The following is an 18,905-nucleotide window of genomic DNA, read 5'->3' on the forward strand; positions in this document are numbered from 1 at the left end:
AGTAAGAAACTGGGGAGTTATTATTGATCAATTTTTAATCCTATATCAAGAAAGGGTTAGACTCTAAAAAGTAGAACCTAACCCAAGCTTAATTTTTGAACTTACACACTTTAAGAGACAGTCCTAATTAGGAGGTTTATATTTATCTATTAAGCATGAACAGGATTTACTTGTATTTGTCCTCCCACAGCTTTTAAAACTTTCATTATAGTCCCAAATTGAGGTTTTGATCCATCAGATAAAGCTTTATATAAACTTGGACGACTAAGACCTGTTTCTTCTGCTATTTTAGTCATTCCAATTGCTTTTGCAATGTTTCCAATAGCAGTGATGATTTCATTTTCATTACCATCTTCTAAGACTGCATTTAAGTATTCAGCAATCATTTCATTACTATCTAAATAATCGGCTATATCAAATTTTGATGTTTCCATGTTTCTTTATTTTTTTAATTTATCCCATATTTCTTTAGCTTTCTCAATATCTTTTTGTTGAGTAGATTTATCTCCTCCGATAAGCAGAATTACTATTTTACCATCCATTTCTTTGAAATACACTCTATATCCTTTAGCATAGTTGATCTTTAATTCTCGAATTCCATTGCCAACAGGTTCACAATCTCCAAAGTGTTCTTCTTTTTCTAATTTTTGAATTCTAACTAAAATTTTAGCCTTTGCTCGTAAGTCTTTTAACTTACGAAACCATTTATCAAAATCAGTAGTTTTTTCAATAAAGTACATTTCTTTTTGTATTCACTTGGATACAAATTTAATAATTTTTAAGGATATAAAAAAAATGTATTTTAAACAATATACCTACTAAACATAATCTTAAATTACAAATCATAAAAAAACCTCCAATTGGAGGTTTTGTATTTTATATAAAACACGTTATAGAAGATTTATAAATATGGCTAATGTTAAACTTTTGGGTTTTAATTATTTAATTTTAATGTGCACTTTTTTTTCTCTAAAATTATTATTAATATTAAACTAATTAACGTTAATGGGTAATTATAGGTTGCAAACTATGATTAATTATTAAAAACTAAAATACATTAAAATGAAAAAAATCTTATTAGTAAGTGCTTTTGCACTTATCGGAACATTTGCTATGGCAAATGAAGTTAAAAATTCAGAAGTGAAAGAAGAATCTAAGTCTGAAAAAGTAGAGGCTTTAGAAATCGTATGTATACCTGTTCAACTTTCTTGTACAGAAGATTGTTTTATGATGGATACGGAAATTGTTTACACTAATGGACAGATAATAGCCGAATTAAAGGCTCAAGATGATTATGTCTGTGGTGGTGGGTAAAATAAGTAAAAAAACAACTAATAGGGACTAAATAAGTCCCTATTTTTTTAAAAATATAATGCATGAAAAAATATGTTTTAATATTCTTAGTTAATTTTTATTGTACTTTAATTTTTGGACAAAAAAATAATTTTTTAGTAGAATATAAATATAATTATACGAATGATTCTTTAAATAAATCAAATAAAAAAGTAGAAGAAATGGTTATGCGTGTCTATGAAAAAGGATTTGTTTTTCTTCCAAAAAATGATTTTAAAAATGATACAATTAAAGGAGATATAAATGATTTAATGGTTAATGGTAAAATTAATATGAAGGATGTTTATGCAAAATATGGAAAAACTGATAATAATTTAAGGATGTTTTATTTTAAAGATAAAAAGAACTACTTGATACAAACAAATGTAGCATTAACTAAGGTTGATTTTGAAGATGTTGTGCCAAATATTTCTTGGAAATTAATAAACGAAGAAAAAGAATTAAAGGGTTATAAAGTAAAAAAAGCAACAACAAATTTATTTGGAAGACAATGGGAAGCATGGTACACAGAAGAAATTCCAGTTTCTTATGGACCTTATAAGTTTAATGGTTTACCAGGATTAATTTTAGATATAAAAGATTCTGAAGATTATTTTCATTTTAAATTCATGTCTTTTGAAAACAGTAAATCTTCAATTCCAAATATTTTAAATGGAGGAAGATTAAAAATGACACGATCAGAATTAGAGAGTTACATTAAGACATATAAAGAAAACCCATTAATTGTTTTAGGAGAAAAAAGTAGTGTTGTAAGAGATGATGAAACATTCTTTAAAAGAAAAAAATCACTTTTAGAATTAAATAATAATTCTATAGAAAAAGGAGTACAATTTAACTTAAAGTAATTGAGAATATTATTAACACTGTTTTTCGTTCTGTTTTCATACGTTATTTTTGCTCAACTTATTATTTCTGGAGTTGTGAAAAATGAGGAAGGAAATCCAATATCAGACGCTAACATTACCATTTCGCCAAGTATTACGGATGAAACGTTAGCGTTTTTTATAACAAAATCAGATGGAAAATATACTTTAAAAATAGAGAATCCATCACACGATACCTATGAAATTAAAGTTCGTGCGATGAATTATGCATTTACTTCAGGTTTGGTTAATGAATCTGCAATAAACTTTGATTTTACTTTACAAGAAAAAGCTATCGAGCTAAAAGAGGTTAAACTAAAAGAATCACCTATTAGAAAAAAAGGCGATACGATTGTATATGATGTCAGTAATTTTAAAGATATTCAAGATCGATCAATTGCGGATGTTATATTCTATTTCAAGATTAATAATTTGTGTTTTGATTTGATTAAGATAATTATTAATCGAACTAGCTTCAGTTACAGTAGGCTTTATTTTAGCGTTTTTAGCATCCCATGTTTTAGGATTGATAAACTTTTTAGTACTGAATTCCCATCGTTTTCCATTTAATGTAATGCGCACATAAATAGGATAAAACCCTTGTTTATTGGTTTTGGCACTTCTTGGGTAAATGTGAAGTTTTAAATCTTGTTTCATCTGATTCAAATTTTAATGGTTAATAAAAATTTAATTGGTTTTTGAATGAGAATCAAGATGTTCGAATGTTGTATAGGTTATATTGACAGCTATTAATACAGCCTATAAAACAGTTATAAAATAGGTTATTAAACTCTTCTACATCCCTTTTATATAAAGGATTTCCTTAATTTGCCGAGACCCTAATTTTAGTTGTAATTTAGGGTCTCGATAGGGTCTCTCTATTTATGTGCTTAGTTGTGCACAATTACACATAAAAACGCATAAAAAAACCCTATTTCCATTGAAATAAGGCTTTTTGTGATTAAATAACCATTAAAAAGTGGAGCTGGCGGGATTCGAACCCGCGTCCAAACAAGCAACAAATAAGCTTTCTACATGCTTAGTTTATTATTAATTTTCGACGAAATCCTGAGAATAAACACTCTGTCATCCGCTTATCATCTAAAATCTCGAAACCTATCCGATGCACTAAGGTTTCTATTCTTACTTTCCCGTGTCCCTGTATCAAACGCCGTAAGTCAAGGCTTTTGAGGGACATTCAGCTTCTATACCTAGTATAGACGTGGCGTATTCTTACTAAAATTCAGAATTATGCAGCTAAAGCGTACTCTTCGTTGCCAGTTAAAAAGTTGAAGTGCCTGATTAAAGTGAGTACACAACCTATCACTGCATGCTTACTTACCCATTGGCCTTGCTGTCAAAACCAGTCAGCCCCATAAATAAATTGTCAATAAATAATTGACGGATGCCAAATGTACAAATTTTATACCAAATAGAATTAACTTTTTCTAAACATAATTATTGAACAAATTTGAATAAATTAGAAAAAATTTAATTCACAAAAAATTTTAATAAAATGGGAAACTTAGTTAATGTACCTACATTCAAAGATCATTATGACAATTACATCAATGGTCAATTTACGCCACCTACAAATGGAAAATACTTTGATGTTGTAACGCCACTTACTGGAAAAGTTTTTACAAAAGCTGCGCATTCTTCAGAAGAAGACTTAGTAAAGGCGGTAGATGCTGCTCACGAAGCTTTCAAAAGTTGGAGTCAAACTTCGCCAACGCAACGAAGCATTATTTTGAATAAAATTGCAGATCGAATCGAAGAAAATCTACAAAATGTTGCGGCTGTAGAAACTTACGATAATGGAAAACCAGTTCGTGAAACGTTGAATGCTGATATTCCTTTGGCAATCGATCATTTCAGATATTTTGCTTCGGTAATTCGTGCTGAGGAAGGTTCTATCAACGAATTAGATAAAGATACAGTTTCAATTATTATCCACGAGCCAATTGGTGTTGTTGCGCAAATTATTCCTTGGAACTTCCCAATTTTGATGGCGGTTTGGAAATTAGCTCCTGCGTTAGCTGCTGGAAACTGTGTGGTTTTAAAACCTGCTGAATCTACTCCTATCTCGATTTTATATCTATTCGAATTAATTGGAGATTTATTACCTCCAGGAGTTGTTAACATTGTAAATGGTTTTGGTGGAGAATTAGGTCGCGCATTGGTGACAAATCCTAAAGTATCGAAAGCTGCATTTACAGGATCTACAGCTACAGGACGTTTCGTGATGCAATATGCAACAGAAAATATTATTCCGGTTACCTTAGAATTAGGTGGAAAATCACCAAACGTGTTCTTCGAATCTGTGATGGATCATGATGATGATTTCTTAGACAAAGCAATTGAAGGTGCAGTATTATTTGCACTTAATCAAGGTGAAATTTGTACGTGTCCTTCGCGATTATTGATTCAAGAATCTATTTATGATAAGTTTATTGCACGAGTTGTAGAACGTGTAAATATGATTAAAGCAGGAAATCCTCTTGATCCAGAAACAATGATTGGTGCGCAAGCTTCTCAAATTCAATATGACAAAATTTTAAGTTATATTAAATTAGGAAAAGAAGAAGGTGCAGAAGTTTTAACTGGTGGAGATGCTAATCATTTACAAGGAGATATCGAAAATGGTTATTACATCAAACCAACATTATTTAAAGGAAATAACAAGATGCGTATTTTCCAAGAAGAGATTTTTGGACCTGTGTTAGCTGTGACAACTTTTAAAGATGAAGCAGAAGCGATTGAGCTTGCTAATGACACAATTTATGGTTTAGGAGCTGGTGTTTGGACGCGTGATGCACATCAATTGTATCAAATTCCACGTGCTATTCAGGCTGGTCGTGTTTGGGTTAATCAATATCATAGTTATCCTGCTGGAGCGCCTTTTGGAGGTTATAAACAATCTGGAATCGGACGTGAGAACCACAAAATGATGTTAGATCATTATCGTCAAACTAAAAATATGTTAGTTTCTTATAGCAAAAAGAAATTAGGTTTCTTCTAAATCAATAATTAATTAAAAATCTCAAAAAAATGAAACGTGTTGATGCAACTGAAAAAGCGATTAATTTATTGAATGAATTAAAAGCAAAACATGGCGATTTAATGCTTTATCAAGCAGGAGGATGTTGTGAAGGAACACAACCACAATGTTTCAGAAAAGGAGAATTTTATCTTCGATACAAAGATGTTTGCATTGGAGAAATTGATGGAGTAGAATTTTGGATTGACAAAGATCTGTTTGAATATTGGAAACATGCACATTTCGAATTAGATATTATTGATGCGATTGGCGCTGGAGGTTTTTCGTTAGAAGTTCCGCTTGGCAAAACATTTAAAGTCAATTATCGAATATTCTCTCAAGAAGAAGTTAATCAATTAGACGAAGTCAAAATCAATTTATAACAGAAAAGCCATTTGCATTGCAAATGGCTTTTTTATTTATGATAGAAATAATTTTATCCTAAAACTTCAATCGCTTTGTTGATACGTGCAATCGTTTCCTCTTTTCCTAAAGTTGCCATAATTACAGGAACATCTGGTCCTTGTAATGCACCAACTAAACTAAGACGTAAAGGCATTCCAATTTTTCCAAATCCAATTTCTTGCGTTGTAACAAATTCTGCCATTGCATCGTGTAAAATTTCTGACGTAAATTCTGATGAATTTAAAACATCAACAAATTTTCTTAAAATCTCTTTCGAATCATCTTTCCAAGCTTTTTTAGCTGCTTTCTCGTCGTAAGTAGAAGGAGCTATATAAAAGAATTGACCTTGTTCGTAAATATCTTTTACAAAGTTTGCTCTTTCTTTTAACAATTCAACCACTTTTGCGTCTAAAGCTGGATTAGCTTCGATTCCGTTTTCTTTTAAAACTTCTTCGAAAGATGGCAATAATTCTTCAACAGATTTTTGTTGTAAATATTGATGATTAAACCAAGTTGCTTTCTCTGGAGAAAAACGTGCGCCCGATTTCGAAACTTTTTCTAATGAAAATGATTGAGTCAATTCTTCCATTGTAAAAATCTCTTGATCAGTTCCAGAGTTCCATCCCAATAAAGCTAACATATTCAATACTGCATCTGGGAAATAACCTTCTTGTTTGTATCCTTTTGCAATTCCCTCTTCTGTTTTCCATTCCATTGGGAAAACTGGAAATCCGTGTTTGTCTCCATCACGTTTACTTAGTTTTCCTTTTCCTTCTGGTTTCAAGATTAATGGTAAATGTGCGAAACAAGGTGCTTCCCAACCAAATGCATCATACAATAATTCATGTAAAGCCATTGATGGTAACCATTCTTCTCCACGAATTACGTGAGAAATTCCCATCAAATGATCGTCCACAATATTAGCTAAGTGATACGTTGGCATTCCATCAGATTTAAACAAAACTTTATCATCTAAAGTTGATGCATCAATCGTGATTTTTCCACGAATCATATCATTCAATAAAACTGTACGAGAATCATCAATTTTGAAACGAATCACATAAGGCGTTCCATTCTCAATTAAAGCTTTTGTTTCAGCTTCTGTCATTGACAATGAGTTTTTCAACTTTCCTCTTGTCGACCAATTATAAATAAATGTTTCTTTATTTTCGTCTGCTTTTGCACGTGCAGCGTCTAATTCTTCTGCCGTATCAAACGCATAATATGCATTTCCAGAAGCTAATAATTCGTCTACATATTGTTTGTAGATTTCTTTACGCTCTGATTGACGGTAAGAACCTAAATCTCCACCAAAACCAACACCTTCATCAGGAGTTAAGCCTAACCATTTCAACGAATCGATAATATATTGTTCAGCACCTTCCACATAACGTGTTTGGTCTGTATCCTCTATTCTTAATAAGAATTTTCCGTTATTATGTTTTGCGAAAAGATAATTGTATAACGCAGTACGGACTCCTCCGATGTGTAACGCACCTGTTGGACTTGGCGCAAATCTTACACGAACTTCTTTTGCCATTGTATCAAAATTTTTGCAAATTTAAGTCGTTCAATTCTATAATAGATATTTATTTTAAATAATATTCTATTTTTTATCTTCGTAAAACGAAAATTCAACAAAATAAAACCACATAAAAATGAAATTATATACAATAGAAACAGGAAATTTTAAATTAGATGGCGGCGCAATGTTCGGAATTGTACCAAAATCGATTTGGAATAAAACCAATCCTGCTGATGATAGAAATTTAATCGACCTTGCGATGAGATGTCTATTAATCGAAGATGGTAAACGATTAATATTGATTGATACAGGAATCGGAACTAAACAAGATGCAAAATTCTTTGGTTTTTATTATTTATGGGGCGATGCTACTTTAGATAACTCTTTAGCCAAACATGGTTTTCATCGCGATGATATTACAGATATTTTCTTGACGCATTTGCATTTTGATCATTGTGGTGGCGCAATTCAATACAACAAAGAGAAAGATTATTTAGAAGCTTCATTCAAAAACGCAAAATTTTGGTCGAATGCGAATCATTGGGATTGGGCAGTAAATCCAAATCCACGTGAAAAAGCGTCTTTCCTGAAAGAAAATATTTTACCTCTACAAGAAAGTGGACAACTTAATTTGATTGATTTGCCTCAAAATGGATCAATTTTAGAAAATTCTCCACTTGGTTTTGATATTTTATTTGTGGATGGACATACCGAAAAGCAAATGTTACCAATCATTACATATAAAAGCAAAAAAATAGTTTATATCGCAGATTTAATCCCAACTGTAGGGCATATTCCATTAATTTATGTAATTGGGTTTGATACACGACCTTTAATAACAGTTGAAGAAAAAGGAACGTTTTTACAAAAAGCAGTCGAAAATGAATATATTTTGTTTTTTGAACATGACCATGTCAACGAATTAGCTACGTTAAAATTAACAGAAAAAGGGGTTAGATTAGATCAAACCTATTCATTTTCAGAAGTTTTTGATTCAATTTAAAATCAATTTCATAACCGAAATGATTTCACAAATTCAGAAAAATATTTTCATACCTTTGTGTTGTCATTTAAAAAAATTATAGAAGCATGGGATGTGGATCTTGTGGAACTTCTAATGGCCTTCCGAAAGGATGTAACAATAATGGTGCTTGTGGCACTGATGGTTGTGGAAAATTATCAGTTTTTGATTGGTTATCGAATATGCAACTTCCAAATGGACAAGAAAAGTTCAATTTTGTGGAAGTTCGTTTCAAAAACGATCGAAAGTTTTATTATAAAAACGAAAACAACATATCTCTAAATATTGGCGATGTAATCGCTGTTGAAGGAACACCTGGTCATGATATTGGGGTTGTTACACTTACGGGTGAGCTTGTTAGAATCCAGATGAAAAAAAAGAATCTTTCGTGGACTGCGGAAGATGTCAAGAAGGTTTATCGCAAAGCGAACCAAAAAGATATAGAAACTTGGGTAGAGTTTCGTGATAGAGAAAAACAAACAATGGTTGATTCTCGAATTATGGCGAAAAACCTTAATTTGGAAATGAAAATTTGTGATGTTGAGTACCAAGGAGATGGAGCGAAAGTTACATTTTATTATACAGCAGAAGGACGTGTAGATTTCAGACAACTAATCAAAGAATACGCTGGGAAATTTGGCGTAAGAATTGAAATGAAACAAATCGGATATCGTCAAGAAGCAGCAAAAGTTGGTGGAATTGGATCTTGTGGACGCGAATTATGTTGTTCTACTTGGTTAACAGATTTCCGCTCTGTGAGCACTGCTGCAGCACGTTATCAACAATTGTCAATTAACTCGCAAAAGTTAGCTGGACAATGTGGTAAATTAAAATGTTGTTTAAATTTTGAATTGGATTCATATTTAGATGCATTAAATAGTTTTCCATCAATGGAAAGCCGTTTCGAGACTGAAAAAGGTTGGGCACATTGTGTTAAAATCGACGTTTTCAAGAAAGAAATGTGGTTTGCTTATGACAAAGGCGGAATTGTTTGGTACAAATTTTCGGTAGACGATATTCAAGAGTTTTTAGCAATCACTGCAAAAGGTCTAAAAACTGAACCTTTAGAGGATTTAGCTAAAAATGTAGAAGAATCGAAACCAGATTTTACAGATGTAATTGGTGAAGATTCTTTAGAACGTTTTGAACGTAAAGAAAAACAGAACAAAAAACGTAAAAGAATTAAGAATAATCAAAATTCTGGAAACGAAAAAGTTGCGGCGAATGCTAATAATCTGAAACCTCAGAAGGCAAAACAAAAACAGCCTAACGAGACGAAAGATAAAGCAAATCGTCCTGAAAATAAACAAGGAAAGAATCCAAATCAGTCTAAAAAGAATAATCAAAATAGACCGAACAAAAATTCGAATCCTAATCAGAATCAGCAACAACAAAATCAGCCAAAAGAGAAGCAACAGCCAACTCAAGCGAAAGAGCAACAAGCTCAACCAAATACTGATCAGCAAAAGCCGCAAGGAAATAATCGCAATCGCAATCAACAAAAGCGAAAACCGAATAAACCGAGCAATAATAGCCAACAAAATAATCAAACAAATCAGGCTAATCAGTCAACTCAACAACCAAAAAAACAACCTCAGCAAAATAATCAAAATGCTGAGCAAAAACCGAAAACTAAGGACGAGAATCATACAAATAATTCTCAACCGAATCCAAATAAATCGAAGAATCGAAGTAAAAAAAGATTTAATCGTGGGCCAAAACCAAATGATACGCAACAGTAGTTTGCTTTTTATTTTAGTCTTTTTATTGTTTAGTTGTGAGGCTAAACATTATTATCAAGACACAAAAGATGTGAAAGACGAATGGAAGAGTAATCAACCTCAAACCTTTACGTTTGATGTAAAAGATCCAAAACCTTCGGCTGTTAACATTGGATTTGTGTTAAGAAATAATACGTCGTATGAATATAGTAACTTATATTTGTTCACGAAATTCATCGATCCTAAAGGAAACGAAATGATTGATACCTTACAGTATTACATTGCAAATCCCGATGGAAGCTGGATTGGTAAAGGAATGACAACAAAAGAAATGATGTTGGTTTATCGTGAAAATTTACCAATAAAAGACTCTGGTCGCTATCAACTAAAAGTTTGGCAAGGTATGCGAACAAAGAATTTGAAAGGAATCGAAGACATTAGTTTGATTGTTGATAAAGCTGAATAATACAGAATGGAAAACAATAAAAATCCTAAAACAAGCGCAACTTCTAAAGCAAAAAAGAAGTTCAATAGCTTTTCATTAGCCAAAAAAATAATCGTTACCATTTGGGTACTGTTTTTTTGTGCCGTATTAGGAATTTTCGGAATCTTTTGGGCGACATCTAACGGATGGTTAGGTGAAATTCCCAATGTACGTGATTTAGAAAATCCTGATATTTATGTTTCATCAGAAATTATTTCTTCTGATGGTGTTTTGTTAGATCGTTTCGAAGCAGAACGCAGAACACCAGTTGATTACAAAGATTTACCTCCACATTTGGTTGACGCATTGTTAGCAAAAGAGGATGTTCGTTTCTTTGATCATTCAGGTGTAGATATTAAAGCTGCTTTCCGTGCTATATCTTCAGGTGGTGATTCAGGAGGTGGATCTACAATTACACAGCAGTTAGCAAAACAGTTGTACACAAAAGACCCTTCTTCTAATAAGGTGAAACGTGGTTTACAAAAACTAAAAGAATGGGTAACTTCTGTTCAATTAGAAAAATTGTATACAAAAGAAGAAATCATTGCGATGTACTTCAATAAGTTTGACTTTATCTATGGTGCAAAAGGAATTGAATCTGCTTCTAAAGTTTATTTCAATAAAACAACAAAAGAATTGAACTTGGACGAAGCTGCAACATTAGTTTCTATGTTTCAAAATCCTGTAAAATTCAACCCTGTAAAAAATCCTGCATTATCTACAGAAAAAAGAAATCTTGTATTAGATCAAATGATGAAATACAACAAAATTTCTCAAGCTGAAGGGGAAGCTGCAAAAGCTACACCATTGGTTACAGATAAACAAGATATTATGCAGCATGATGAATCACATTCAGCATATTTCAAATCTGCTTTGAGAAAGGAAATTCAGCAATGGATGGTTGATTATGAGAAAGAAACAGGAAAATCTTATAACCTTGAAAAAGATGGTTTAAAAATTTATGTAACGTTAGACTCAAGAATGCAGAATTTAGCTGAAGAAGCGGTTAAAAAACAATTAAAAGTTTTACAAGATCAATTCTTTGGAGAGCAACGTGGACGTAGTTTAGCACCATTTTATAATATTTCTGCTGCAAAAAGAACACAAATCTTTAAGCAAGCAATGGCTCGTACAGATTTGTATAAAAAGATGAAAGCCGAAGGAAAATCTGAAGCTGAAATCGAAACTGTTTTCAATACACCTCGCGACTCTGTTCAGTTCTTTACATGGAACGGAATTCAGTACAAAAAAGGAAAAACATTGATGGATTCAATCGAATATCACAAACATATTTTACAAGCTGGTTTAATGTCAATGGATCCAAAAGATGGAACAATCAAAGCTTGGGTTGGAGGAATCGATTGGAATTATTTCAAATTTGACCACGTAAAACAAGCACGTCGTCAGGTAGGTTCTACGTTCAAACCGTTTGTTTATGCAACAGCAATTAATCAATTAGGATTAACACCTTGTCATACTGTTTCTAATGAGAGAATTCCAGGGAATTGGTCTCCTCGAAATGCTAATGGTAAATATGGTGGATCTCAAGATTTAAGAACTGCATTAGCTTATTCAACAAATATTGTCGCTGCTCGTTTGATTATGCAAACAGGTACAGAACCTGTAATTCAAATGGCTCGTGACCTTGGAGTTGAATCTCCTATCGTAAAAGATCCTACAATTGCATTAGGTTCTGCCGATTTATCATTGTATGAAATGGTTGGTGCGATGAGTGCTTTTGCAAATGGTGGTATTTACATTAAACCGCAATTAATCTTAAGAATAGAAGATAAACAAGGAAAAGTTATCAAAGATTATACACCTCAAACACGAGAAGTTGTTAATGAAAACGTAGCGTACACTATGATTGATTTGATGAAAGGTGTTGTAGAAAGAGGTTCTGGTTCGCGTCTTAGAAATAGATATAACATCACAGCGGAAGTTGCTGGTAAAACAGGTACAACAAACGAAAACTCTGACGGTTGGTTTATGGGATTAACGCCAAATTTAGTTACTGGAGTTTGGGTTGGTGCAGAAGACCGATTTGCTCACTTTGCAAGTACAGCCACAGGACAAGGAGCCAATACAGCTTTACCTATTTGGGCTTACTATATGCAAGGCGTTTACAAAGAAGGAGGAAAATTTGGCGTAACAGCTGGAGATAAATTTGACAAACCTAAAGACATTGAAAAACACTGGGATTGTTCGAATACATACGGATTCCATCAATATGATGAAATGTATGATCCAGGTCCAATTATCGAAGGAAGTGGTAGTGAAAGCGTAGGCGAAAACTATGAAGTTCCTGATGAAGAAGGTCAATAATTAAATTGATATAAACAAAATAGCCACTCAAAATTGGGTGGCTATTTTTATGATTTATAATTCTTCTTTTTCCTCTTCGTTATCAAACTGATTGTTGTATGCTTCACGTTCTTGTGCCAATTTCTTTTCACGTTGTTTTTTCTTAAAATCTCGAATCGTCATATACGTTAACAACACTACAAGCGCTGCAACCAAAAAATAATTAGCATACGTAAATAAGTTCGTAATTGTATCCGTTACCACCTCATCTGGTGTTACAACAGCGTTTTCTTCCATAAGAAATATTTTAATTATTGATAGAATTCTTTCGGATATTCTACCATTCCATTTATATTTTTCAGCGCATCTTCAACCAACTCAATTGCCATACAATTTTCATCTGGAACATCAAAAGATAACTGAATATCAAAGTCAGATGCTTTTCTATAACCAAATTTAGGATAATAAGTTGGATGACCTAATAAAATGACAGATTCAAAACCTAATTCTCTCGCTTTCTTATGCGCAAATTCTATTAAATGACCACCAATTCCATTTCCCTGATAATTAGGTAAAACCGCTACAGGAGCGAGCGCTAAAGAATCGTAAGAAAAGTCTGAATGATTAATTTTAATCTTTGTCAATAAAATATAACCAATAATAAGTCCATTCATTTCAAAAACAATAGACAAATCAGGAACAAAACTATCAGAATTTCGTAATCGTTCTACTAAAAATTGTTCACGATGATCGCTATATTCTTCATTTTCAAATGCCTTTTCAATCAATTTAAAAACTTGTTCATAATTGCTTTTCTCCTCTTTCCTAATATTCATTCCTCCATCAATTGATTAACCTTATAAAATTAGAAAAAGGTTTTAACAAAACAAACAACAAATCGTATCTTTGTCGCTTATAGATTTTAAGCAAATGAGTCAACCAAAAAGATATACAATTACAGCGGCTTTACCTTATGCTAACGGACCATTGCACATTGGTCACATGGCAGGTGTTTATGTTCCTTCTGATATTTATGCGCGTTTTTTACGAAGAAAAGGAAAAGATGTAGCATTTATTGGTGGTTCTGACGAACATGGTATTCCAATTACAATTCGTGCCAAAAAAGAAGGCGTTACGCCTCAAGACATTGTTGATCGTTACCATGAAAACATCAAAAATACATTGGCTAATTTTGGTGTGACGTTCGATATTTATTCTCGTACAACATCAGATAAACACAGAGAAGTTGCTCAAGATTTCTTCAAAACATTATATGACAATAACAAGTTTACAGAAGATGTTACAGAACAATTTTACGACGAAGATGCGCACGAATTTTTAGCGGATCGATACATTCGTGGTGAATGTCCGAAATGTGGAAATCCTGATGCTTACGGCGATCAATGTGAAAAATGTGGCTCAACATTAAGTCCAGAAGAATTGATTAATCCTCGTTCTGCTTTATCTGGAAATACGCCAATCAGAAAAGAAACAAAAAACTGGTATTTGCCATTGGATCAATACCAAGATTTCTTATCAAAATGGATTTTAGAAGGTCACAGAAATGATTGGAAATCGAGTGTTTATGGTCAAGTAAAATCTTGGTTAGACGATGGTTTGAAACCTCGTGCTATGACTCGCGATTTGAACTGGGGAATTCCTGTTCCTGTTGATGGAGCTGAAGGAAAAGTAATGTATGTTTGGTTTGATGCACCGATTGGTTACATTTCTTTCACACAAGAATGGGCAGAGAAAAACGGTAAAAATTGGAAAGATTATTGGCAAAATGAAGAAACAAAATTGGTTCATTTCATCGGAAAGGACAATATCGTTTTCCACTGTATCATTTTCCCAACTATGATGAAAGCGCATGGCGATTACATTATGCCAGACAATGTTCCTGCAAACGAATTCTTGAATTTAGAAGATGATAAAATATCAACTTCTCGTAATTGGGCAGTTTGGGCACACGAATATTTAGAAGATTTTCCAAATCAACAAGATACATTACGTTATGTGTTAACGGCGAATATGCCTGAAAATAAAGACAATAACTTTACGTGGAAAGATTTCCAAACTAAAAATAATTCTGAATTAGTTGGAATTTTAGGAAACTTTATCAACCGCGTAATGGTTCTTTCTCACAAATATTACGAAGGAATTGTTCCTGCAAAAACAATTGAATTTGAAGAATTAACTGAAATCAAATATTTTGCAAAACGCATTGGTGATCATTTAGAGAAATATGAATTCCGTGCTGCATTGACAGAATATATGAATTTGGCTCGTCTTGGAAATCAATTTTTACAAGCGCAAGAACCTTGGAAAAAAGGTGATGATCCTGAAGCTGTGAAAGGAATTATGTACACTGCAACGCAAATTGCTGCGGCATTAGGACAATTGGGAGAACCATTTATTCCATTCGCTTCTGAAAAAATGTTGGCTATGATGAATGTAGAAAAAATGAGTTGGGATGATTTAGAATCAACAGACGAATTTGTAAAAGCTGGACATCAATTAGGACAATCTGAATTAATTTTTGCAAAAATTGAAGACGAAGCCATCGAAGCACAAATCAATAAATTAAACGAAAGTAAAGTCAAAAATAATATGACAAATCCAAACGCAGAACCTCAAAAAGAATTGATTTCTTTTGATGATTTCCAAAAAATGGATATCCGTATCGGAACTATTTTAGAAGCGAAAAAAGTTGAAAAAGCAGACAAATTATTCGAACTAAAAGTAGATACAGGAATGGACGTTCGTACAATTGTTTCTGGTATTGCAGAACATTTTACGTTAGAAGAAATCGTTGGAAAACAAGCGATGGTTTTAGCAAATTTAGCGCCTCGTAAAATTCGTGGAATCGAATCGAACGGAATGTTATTATTCGCTGATAAAGCAGACGGAAAATTAACGTTTGTAAATCCAGAAGAAGAAACGCCAAATGGTGTTCAGGTTGGATAATTTTTTATTGTAAAAAGTAAAATGTATTAAGTATAAATGTAAAAGCCACTTCGATGAAGTGGCTTTTGTTTTTGATAATTATCTCGTTAAAATTTCTATAAACTTTCCTTCTTGATTCTTTTCTGAATTAATTTTTAAAATGTAATCCTTCTTTTTAATTAAGAAATAATCTTTTCCTTTCATTTTAAAAACAGTATCTCCTTTTTCGATTTAATCTCTCACATTATAAAACCATCTACCATCATTAAAAGAATCAAGTTTATTCGTTTCTGGATTATTTCCTATAATTGTAAAAAATGCTGATTTTATTCTATCATCTTTATAATTTTTGTTAGAAATAATATTTACAGAATAGTCTAATTCAGTTTGATTTTGTCCATTTGTAAAATCACTTTTAAAAAAGTACAAATAGAAAACTATTAATAAGAAAACAAATATTATTACTTTACTATTAAGAATTTTACTCATTATATTTTTCTAAGGATGTTCTGGAAAAGTAAACGAATCGCCTTGATTCGGCTTATTTTTTCGTTGAGTTGGATTATCTTCTTTTGTTATTTGATGCTCATTCAGTTCATGTGCTGCGGTAAACGAAGTAACCATTGTATTCAGCATTTCCGAAGCGGCAGTTGGTGAATTTGGCAACAAAACTAATTTGCTTCCAGATTTTTCTCCAATCGCTTGCAATGTATCATAATGTTGCGTCACCACAATTAGCGCAGAAGCTTCTTGCGACGTAATTCCTGCTCCATTCAATACATCAACCGATTCTAATAAACCTTTTGCAATTTCACGACGTTGATCCGCAATACCTTGTCCTTGCAAACGCTTCGATTCTGCTTCGGCTCTTGCTTTTTCTACAATCAAAATACGTGCAGCATCACCTTCATATTGCGCCGCTAATTTTTCACGTTCAGCTGCATTAATACGGTTCATCGCATGTTTTACTTGCTCATCTGGATCAATATCGGTTACCAACGTTTTGACAATTTCGTAACCATATGAATTCATAGCTTCTTGCAATTCACTTTTTACAGCAACCGCAATATCATCTTTCTTCTCGAAAACATCATCTAAACGAAGTTTTGGAACCTCAGCTCGAACAACGTCAAAAACGAAAGAAGTTATTTGTGTATAAGGATTATCTAATTTGTAAAATGCATCATAAACTTGAGTTTTGATGACTTGATATTGAACAGAAACTTTCAATCGAACAAATACATCATCTTTTGTCTTCGTTTCGACAACAACATCTAATTGTTGAATTTTAAGAGACATTTTTCCAGCAATTCTGTCTACAATCGGAATTTTGAATTGTAATCCTGGGTTACGAATACTATTAAATTTCCCGAAACGCTCAATAACAACCGCAGTTTGTTGTTTTACTGTAAAGACGAATAAAAAAAGGAAAATAATTCCAAGAAAAACGATCACGCCTAAATATCCCATAAGTTTTAGTGTTTTGAATTTGTTGGATTAAGATACAAAAAAAATTAGGAATGTTAAGTTATAACATTCCTAATTCGAATTTTGCTTCTTCGCTCATCATATCTCTATCCCAAGGAGGATCGAACGTAATTTCTACGTAACATTTCGTTACATATTCTATCTCTTCAACGCGCTGTTCTACTTCTAGAGGTAAACTTTCAGCCACGGGACAGTTTGGAGATGTAAGGGTCATGGTAACTTTTACTTCACCATCTGCATTCACCTGTGCATCGTAAACCAATCCCAATTCATATATATCAACTGGAATCTCTGGATCGTAAACTGTTTTGAATTTTTCAACCAATTTTTCACCAATCGAATCTAATTGTTGTTCTGTTAATGCCATTGTTATCAACTGTTATTGTTCTGCAAATGTACAAATAGTTTAGCTTACGTGGAATTTTTCTAAATAACTATTTTTAATGACTTAAAATAAAATAGTTATAATAGAAGAAAATCGCTTCTTTGGAGAACCCAAAAAAGCGATTTACAAACACGAAGAACTTTTTTATAAGAAAAGTTTTTTCTTTATATGGATTTAATTATAGACCTGTTGTCCATCCTTTTGCCCAAGTTGGTGTATCTACACCATTTCCAGCTCCAGTATTATCTGCTTTTGCATAAGCTTTCGATACATCTACAGCAGTACCTGCAGAAGATTTACCTGTAGCTTCTACTCCAACGTTAATGAATTGAACGTTTTTCAAGAATAAATCATTCGGAATCCAAGAAATTGTAGCATCATGCTCGATATCGATACCTTTAGCCCAGTTTGCTAAAACAAAATTCTCAAATTTTCCTTTTGTACCAACACGTAATTTCATTGCTTGGTTTTCTCCTTCTCCTACATAATCTTTACCTAAACCTATTAAAGTAACATATCTAATTGTAGGATTTGCAATTGGAGTTAAAGTATGATTACTTGAATTGTTATCAGCCTCTATACCTCTATTCCCTTTACTACGACCTTCTTTTCCGTACCAATATTCGTTTGTACCAACCCAACCTTCTGTCCAGTCAAATTGATCATCTTCGTTTTCATTTGATACGATATATTTTGTATTAACAGTTCCACCAAAAAATTCGATTCCATCATCAGAACCTGCATATAATTGAACATATTCTATTTTAGTTCCATTACCAACACCAAATAAAGAAAGTCCATTAAACTCTTTTTCAGAATTATAAATTGCTCCAGCGTATTCGATACGAGTATATGTGATTGTACCAGAATTATCATTTGCAACATCACCACCATATGTTAATTCAGAAACCTCAGCAGTAGCTGTTTTTGCTTTGTTAATTGGTGCTTTACCACATAAAACTACTCCACCCCAAGAACCTGGTGCTTTTTTGTCTGATGTAAATACAACTGGTTTAGCAGAAGTTCCGTTAGAAAATATTTTACCACCTTGTGCTACTGCAATGTAAGAAGATGTACCTCCGTTTGCAACAATTTGTGTACCAGCAGGAATTGTTAATTCAGCACCGTCGTTAACCTGAATTTTCCCTGTTAAATAATATACTTTTGATGGATCTAAAGTAATTTTATCTCCACTTTTTAATTCACCTTTAAAATCAGCAGGATTCGCAACAAACCCAGAAGGATTTGTATCAATATCTCCATTATCATCGTTATTACTACAGCTTGTTAAGGCTAATGTAGAAAATGCTCCTACTAAAAATAGTTTTAAAATTGATTTTTTCATAATTAAATGTTTTATTGTGTTTGTT

At 32.6% G+C, this 18,905-nt stretch carries 19 protein-coding genes, 1 other RNA gene and 1 pseudogene; 10 read left to right on the plus strand and 11 right to left on the minus strand.

Annotated features, from left to right (window positions below):
- Positions 1 to 149: 149 nt before the first annotated feature.
- Together G0Q09_RS10475 and G0Q09_RS10480 are read right to left on the minus strand one after the other, a co-directional pair.
- On the minus strand, positions 150 to 434 hold the full coding sequence (locus G0Q09_RS10475) for an addiction module antidote protein (RefSeq protein ID WP_219034831.1): 285 nt from the start codon (positions 432 to 434) through the stop codon (positions 150 to 152).
- 6 nt (positions 435 to 440) lie between these two features.
- Positions 441 to 740, minus strand: a complete 300-nt coding sequence (locus G0Q09_RS10480; RefSeq protein WP_219034832.1) for a type II toxin-antitoxin system RelE/ParE family toxin — start codon at positions 738 to 740, stop codon at positions 441 to 443.
- 322 nt (positions 741 to 1,062) lie between these two features.
- On the opposite strand from G0Q09_RS10480, the gene G0Q09_RS10485 reads away from it, so the two are divergent.
- The 3 genes and pseudogenes from G0Q09_RS10485 to G0Q09_RS15220 form a co-directional block, all read left to right on the plus strand.
- Complete coding sequence (locus tag G0Q09_RS10485; protein ID WP_219034833.1) at positions 1,063 to 1,314, plus strand: hypothetical protein; 252 nt, start codon at positions 1,063 to 1,065, stop codon at positions 1,312 to 1,314.
- Between the two features lie 62 nt (positions 1,315 to 1,376).
- Positions 1,377 to 2,198: a GLPGLI family protein gene (locus G0Q09_RS10490; protein ID WP_219034834.1), complete on the plus strand. Its 822-nt coding sequence runs from the start codon at positions 1,377 to 1,379 to the stop codon at positions 2,196 to 2,198.
- A 75-nt stretch (positions 2,199 to 2,273) separates the two neighbouring features.
- Positions 2,274 to 2,516, plus strand: a pseudogene (locus G0Q09_RS15220) (carboxypeptidase-like regulatory domain-containing protein); the annotation flags it as partial.
- Between the two features lie 93 nt (positions 2,517 to 2,609).
- Here the strand turns inward: G0Q09_RS15220 and G0Q09_RS15225 are convergent.
- Together G0Q09_RS15225 and ssrA are read right to left on the minus strand one after the other, a co-directional pair.
- Positions 2,610 to 2,873 (minus strand): Arm DNA-binding domain-containing protein, encoded by a 264-nt coding sequence (locus G0Q09_RS15225; RefSeq protein WP_371875738.1) that lies wholly within the window; start codon positions 2,871 to 2,873, stop codon positions 2,610 to 2,612.
- 320 nt (positions 2,874 to 3,193) lie between these two features.
- Positions 3,194 to 3,591: a transfer-messenger RNA gene (ssrA, locus tag G0Q09_RS10500) on the minus strand.
- 141 nt (positions 3,592 to 3,732) lie between these two features.
- On the opposite strand from ssrA, the gene G0Q09_RS10505 reads away from it, so the two are divergent.
- Positions 3,733 to 5,238, plus strand: a complete 1,506-nt coding sequence (locus tag G0Q09_RS10505) for an aldehyde dehydrogenase family protein (RefSeq protein WP_219034836.1) — start codon at positions 3,733 to 3,735, stop codon at positions 5,236 to 5,238.
- 29 nt (positions 5,239 to 5,267) lie between these two features.
- The gene (locus G0Q09_RS10510; protein ID WP_219034837.1) at positions 5,268 to 5,639 is read left to right on the plus strand and encodes a DUF779 domain-containing protein; all 372 of its coding nucleotides are present in this window, start codon (positions 5,268 to 5,270) and stop codon (positions 5,637 to 5,639) included.
- Between the two features lie 53 nt (positions 5,640 to 5,692).
- On the opposite strand, the gene gltX is transcribed toward G0Q09_RS10510, so the two are convergent.
- The gene (gltX, locus tag G0Q09_RS10515; protein ID WP_038336832.1) at positions 5,693 to 7,201 is read right to left on the minus strand and encodes a glutamate--tRNA ligase; all 1,509 of its coding nucleotides are present in this window, start codon (positions 7,199 to 7,201) and stop codon (positions 5,693 to 5,695) included.
- Positions 7,202 to 7,319: 118 nt separating this feature from the next.
- Between gltX and G0Q09_RS10520 the strand changes: the two genes are divergently transcribed.
- The 4 genes from G0Q09_RS10520 to G0Q09_RS10535 all read left to right on the plus strand — a co-directional run bounded on the left by G0Q09_RS10520 (position 7,320) and on the right by G0Q09_RS10535 (position 12,737).
- Positions 7,320 to 8,189, plus strand: a complete 870-nt coding sequence (locus G0Q09_RS10520; RefSeq protein ID WP_219034838.1) for an MBL fold metallo-hydrolase — start codon at positions 7,320 to 7,322, stop codon at positions 8,187 to 8,189.
- Between the two features lie 86 nt (positions 8,190 to 8,275).
- Positions 8,276 to 9,949 carry a PSP1 domain-containing protein gene (locus G0Q09_RS10525; protein ID WP_219034839.1) on the plus strand — a complete coding sequence of 558 codons (1,674 nt, stop codon included), beginning with the start codon at positions 8,276 to 8,278 and terminating at the stop codon, positions 9,947 to 9,949.
- Entirely contained in the window at positions 9,933 to 10,394 is a 462-nt protein-coding gene (locus G0Q09_RS10530; protein WP_084106949.1) for a gliding motility lipoprotein GldH, read from the plus strand. The genes G0Q09_RS10525 and G0Q09_RS10530 overlap by 17 nt, the downstream gene beginning before the upstream one ends.
- A 6-nt stretch (positions 10,395 to 10,400) precedes the next feature.
- Positions 10,401 to 12,737: a penicillin-binding protein 1A gene (locus tag G0Q09_RS10535; RefSeq protein WP_219034840.1), complete on the plus strand. Its 2,337-nt coding sequence runs from the start codon at positions 10,401 to 10,403 to the stop codon at positions 12,735 to 12,737.
- Positions 12,738 to 12,791: 54 nt separating this feature from the next.
- Here G0Q09_RS10535 and G0Q09_RS10540 read toward each other — a convergent pair whose 3' ends face one another.
- Both G0Q09_RS10540 and G0Q09_RS10545 read right to left on the minus strand, forming a co-directional pair.
- Positions 12,792 to 13,013, minus strand: a complete 222-nt coding sequence (locus tag G0Q09_RS10540) for a hypothetical protein (RefSeq protein WP_219034841.1) — start codon at positions 13,011 to 13,013, stop codon at positions 12,792 to 12,794.
- A 14-nt stretch (positions 13,014 to 13,027) separates the two neighbouring features.
- Positions 13,028 to 13,552 (minus strand): GNAT family N-acetyltransferase, encoded by a 525-nt coding sequence (locus tag G0Q09_RS10545; RefSeq protein WP_219034842.1) that lies wholly within the window; start codon positions 13,550 to 13,552, stop codon positions 13,028 to 13,030.
- A 94-nt stretch (positions 13,553 to 13,646) separates the two neighbouring features.
- Between G0Q09_RS10545 and metG the strand changes: the two genes are divergently transcribed.
- A complete protein-coding gene (gene metG, locus G0Q09_RS10550) occupies positions 13,647 to 15,683 on the plus strand; it encodes a methionine--tRNA ligase (protein ID WP_219034843.1) in 2,037 nt (678 codons plus the stop codon).
- 210 nt (positions 15,684 to 15,893) lie between these two features.
- Here metG and G0Q09_RS10555 read toward each other — a convergent pair whose 3' ends face one another.
- From G0Q09_RS10555 to G0Q09_RS10570, 4 genes are all read right to left on the minus strand, one after another.
- A complete protein-coding gene (locus G0Q09_RS10555; RefSeq protein WP_219034844.1) occupies positions 15,894 to 16,151 on the minus strand; it encodes a hypothetical protein in 258 nt (85 codons plus the stop codon).
- A 9-nt stretch (positions 16,152 to 16,160) separates the two neighbouring features.
- Entirely contained in the window at positions 16,161 to 17,132 is a 972-nt protein-coding gene (locus G0Q09_RS10560) for an SPFH domain-containing protein (RefSeq protein WP_180905499.1), read from the minus strand.
- 58 nt (positions 17,133 to 17,190) lie between these two features.
- On the minus strand, positions 17,191 to 17,517 hold the full coding sequence (locus G0Q09_RS10565; RefSeq protein ID WP_038336809.1) for an iron-sulfur cluster assembly protein: 327 nt from the start codon (positions 17,515 to 17,517) through the stop codon (positions 17,191 to 17,193).
- A 196-nt stretch (positions 17,518 to 17,713) separates the two neighbouring features.
- A complete protein-coding gene (locus G0Q09_RS10570; RefSeq protein ID WP_219034845.1) occupies positions 17,714 to 18,880 on the minus strand; it encodes a beta-helix domain-containing protein in 1,167 nt (388 codons plus the stop codon).
- Positions 18,881 to 18,905 lie beyond the last annotated feature (25 nt).

It is taken from the genome of Empedobacter falsenii (genome assembly GCF_019308355.1).
Taxonomy (GTDB): Bacteria; Bacteroidota; Bacteroidia; order Flavobacteriales; family Weeksellaceae; genus Empedobacter; species Empedobacter falsenii_B.